Origin of the sequence: Blautia sp. CAG:237 (assembly GCF_000436615.1) — a bacterium.
Classification (GTDB): domain Bacteria; phylum Bacillota; class Clostridia; order Lachnospirales; family Lachnospiraceae; genus Blautia_A; species Blautia_A intestinihominis.
Map to the genome: position 1 here is coordinate 12660 of NZ_FR886699.1, position 3849 is coordinate 16508.

At 46.6% G+C, this 3849-nt stretch carries 4 protein-coding genes; all 4 read left to right on the forward strand.

What is annotated here, in order from left to right; translation table 11 throughout:
- The coding region (locus tag QZL69_RS03185; RefSeq protein ID WP_291518037.1) for a pyruvate carboxylase subunit B at positions 1-1237 on the forward strand (1237 nt) is incomplete at its 5' end.
- A gap of 98 nt (positions 1238-1335) precedes the next feature.
- On the forward strand, positions 1336-2577 hold the full coding sequence (locus QZL69_RS03190; protein WP_291518039.1) for an NAD(P)/FAD-dependent oxidoreductase: 1242 nt from the start codon (positions 1336-1338) through the stop codon (positions 2575-2577).
- 16 nt (positions 2578-2593) lie between these two features.
- The gene (cmk, locus tag QZL69_RS03195) at positions 2594-3271 is read left to right on the forward strand and encodes a (d)CMP kinase (RefSeq protein WP_022213778.1); all 678 of its coding nucleotides are present in this window, start codon (positions 2594-2596) and stop codon (positions 3269-3271) included.
- A 5-nt stretch (positions 3272-3276) separates the two neighbouring features.
- Positions 3277-3849 (forward strand): 4-hydroxy-3-methylbut-2-enyl diphosphate reductase (locus tag QZL69_RS03200; RefSeq protein ID WP_291518042.1); only part of this gene is annotated, 573 nt, incomplete at its 3' end.

The following is a 3849-nucleotide window of genomic DNA, read 5'->3' on the forward strand; positions in this document are numbered from 1 at the left end:
CCTTCGTTTCCTTAAAGAAGACCCATGGGAAAGACTTCGTAAATTACGTGACGGCTTCAAGAACACAAAACTTCAGATGCTGTTCCGTGGACAGAACATCCTTGGATATCGTCCATATGCAGATGACGTAGTAGAATACTTCGTACAGAAATCTGTAGCAAACGGAATCGACATCATCCGTATTTTTGACTGCCTCAACGATATGCGTAACCTTCAGACAGCAGTTAAAGCTGCCAACAAAGAAAAAGCACACGCACAGGTTGCTCTTTCCTACACATTAGGTGATGCATATACTCTTGAGTACTGGGTAAACATCGCAAAACACATCGAAGACATGGGTGCAGATTCCATCTGTATCAAAGATATGGCAGGTCTTCTGCTTCCATATAAAGCAACTGAGCTTGTCGGAGCACTCAAAGATGCTGTTAAGATCCCGATCGATCTTCATACACATTACACCTCTGGTGTTGCTTCCATGACATACCTCAAAGCAGTAGAAGCTGGTGTTGATATCATCGATACTGCAATGTCTCCGTTCGCTCTGGGAACTTCCCAGCCGGCAACAGAGGTTATGGTAGAGACCTTCAAAGGCACACCATATGATACAGGATTTGATCAGAAACTCCTTGCTGAGATCGCTGATTACTTCCGGCCGATCCGTGATGACGCTCTGGACAGCGGCCTTCTGAATCCGAAGAACCTTGGTGTAAACATCAAGACTCTTCTGTATCAGGTACCAGGCGGAATGCTTTCCAACCTGACATCACAGCTCAAAGAGCAGCACGCAGAAGACAAATTCTACGATGTTCTTGAGGAAGTTCCGAAGGTTCGTAAAGACCTCGGTGAGCCGCCGCTCGTAACTCCGTCTTCTCAGATCGTTGGTACACAGGCTGTATTCAACGTGCTCATGGGTGAGAGATACAAGATGGTCACAAAAGAAACAAAGGATATCCTGTTAGGAAAATACGGTGCAACCGTAAAACCATTCAACCAGGATGTACAGAAGAAGTGCATCGGAGATGCAAAACCGATCACCTGCCGTCCGGCAGACCTTCTCGACAATGAGCTGGACAAACTGGAAACAGAAATGTCCGCTTACAAAGAGCAGGATGAGGACGTTCTGTCCTACGCACTGTTCCCGCAGGTTGCTACTGACTTCTTCAAATACCGTCAGGCTCAGGAGAAAAAAGTAGACGAGAAAGCTGCAGACACAGAAAACGGAGCATATCCGGTATAAAAAATAAAAATCCCTGCTTTGGACAGCGTTCCAAATGAAGGAAAATAATCAGGCCCGCCAGATTTTTCTGACGGGCTTGCTTGCAAGAAAGGATTTCCATGAACAAAGTGATAATTGTCGGGGGCGGAGCTGCCGGTATGCTGTGCAGTATCATCGCCGCCAGAAACGGCTGTGAAGTTTTTTTATACGAAAAAAACGAAAAGCTGGGAAAGAAACTCTATATTACAGGAAAAGGAAGATGCAATGTTACAAATAACTGTGAGGTAGAAGACCTGCTCCGCGCAGTGATGACGAACAGCAAATTTCTGTACAGTGCATTTTATACTTTTAACAGCCAGGATATGATGGCACTTCTTGAGGAGACGGGCGTACCGCTCAAGACAGAACGGGGAAACCGCGTTTTTCCACAGTCTGACCGCTCTTCAGACATCATCCGCGGTCTGGAATGTCTTATGAAGAAATATGGCGTTCACGTAAGATTCAGAAGTGAAGTCAGAGAGATTCTGACAAAGGACGGGACTGCGACAGGAATTTCCCTGGCGGACGGAGAAGTTCAGAATGCAGATGCAGTAGTCGTTGCGACAGGCGGACTGTCTTATCCAACGACCGGTTCCACAGGAGACGGATATCGTTTTGCACGGGAGACCGGGCATCAGGTGACGGACTGTATCCCATCGCTTGTTCCGCTTAAGGTCAAAGAAGATTATATTCCGAGGATGACAGGACTTTCACTCAAGAATGTAGAGCTTACAGTCAGACGCGGCAAAAAGATCCTTTATCGGGATTTTGGAGAGATGATGTTTACACATACCGGTGTTACCGGACCGCTGATCTTAAGTGCCAGTGCCAAACTTGGCAAATATCTTGCCAAAGGAGAAGAACTGAGCGCATTTATCGATCTTAAGCCGGCCCTCAGTCCGGAGCAGCTTGATGAGCGGATACTTCGAGAGTTTGAAAATGGCAAGAATAAGCAGTTTAAGAATGTGATAGGAGTCCTTTTCCCGTCATCACTTACACCGGTGATGCTTGAGATCGGTGGAATCCCGGGAGATAAGGTGATCCATGAGATATCCAGAGAAGAACGCCTTGCCTTTGGCACAGTCGTCAAGAATTTCCCGTTCACGATCACGGAGCCGGGAGAATTCAAGGAGGCGGTCATCACACAGGGCGGTGTTTCCGTCAAGGATATCAACCCGGGAAGCATGGAGTCCAAAAAAATCAAAAACCTGTATTTTACAGGTGAAGTTCTTGATCTTGACGCAGTAACAGGGGGCTACAATCTTCAGATCGCGTGGTCCACTGCATACCTTGCTGCTATAGATATAAGCGAAAAAGAGTAACTAGGAGGAAAACAAAATGGTACACAATATTGCAATTGACGGTCCGGCTGGAGCGGGCAAAAGTACAGTGGCCCAAAAAGTAGCAAAAGAACTTTCTTTTGTATACGTGGATACAGGAGCAATGTATCGCGCCATGGCACTTTATCTTCTCAGAAAGGGAGTAAACCGCGAGGAACCGGATGAGATCGGAGAGGCATGTCAGAATGCGGAGATTTCTATTGAGTATCAGAATGGAGAGCAGATCGTTCTTCTCGACGGAGAAAATGTAAATGCACATCTCCGCACAGAAGAAGTGAGTGCAATGGCGTCTGTAAGTTCTGCAGTGCCGCGTGTGAGAGAGAAGCTTCTTGATCTGCAGCGCAAGCTGGCCAGGACCATGAGCGTTGTCATGGACGGCAGAGATATCGGAACAACGATCCTGCCGGATGCAGATGTCAAGATCTATCTTACCGCAAGCTCACTGACAAGGGCACGTCGCCGTTATCTTGAATATCAGGAAAAGGGTGAGGCTTGTGATCTTGCCGAGATCCAGAAAACAATCGAGGAGAGAGATCAGAGAGATATGACCAGAGAGATATCGCCGCTCTGCCAGGCAGAGGATGCTGTTCTCGTGGATTCCTCAGAACTTACGATCGATGAGACTGTCGAGAAGATCCTTTCTGTCTATCACTCCAAAGTATCAGAAAAGGAATAAACGATATGAAGGTTAAAGTAGCAGAGACTGCAGGCTTCTGTTTCGGAGTCAAGCGGGCTGTCGACAAGGTCTATCAGCTGATCGAGGATGGAGTTTCTCCTATTTATACTCTGGGACCGATCATCCACAATGAAGAAGTTGTCTCTGATCTGGAATCAAGAGGCGTGCGTGTGATTGAAGTAGAGGATCTCGATCATATTAAGAGTGGTACCGTTGTGATCCGCTCTCACGGCGTGGGAAGAGAGATCTATGAGAAGCTTAAGGAGAATGGACTTGAATATGTAGATGTCACCTGCCCATTCGTACTCAAGATCCACCGGATCGTCGAGAAAGAAAGCCTTGCTGGGAAACAGATCTTCATTTTCGGAGATCCGAAGCATCCGGAGGTGCAGGGGATCTGCGGCTGGTGCCATGGCCCGTACAGAGTCCTCAAAAACAGAGAAGATGTCGAGAATATGATTCCGGAAGCAGATATGGAAGCATGCGTTGTATCACAGACGACATTTAATTACAACAAATTTAAAGAACTAGTTGAAATTCTCCGCGAAAAGAGGTATTATAATAATGTTTTAAATATT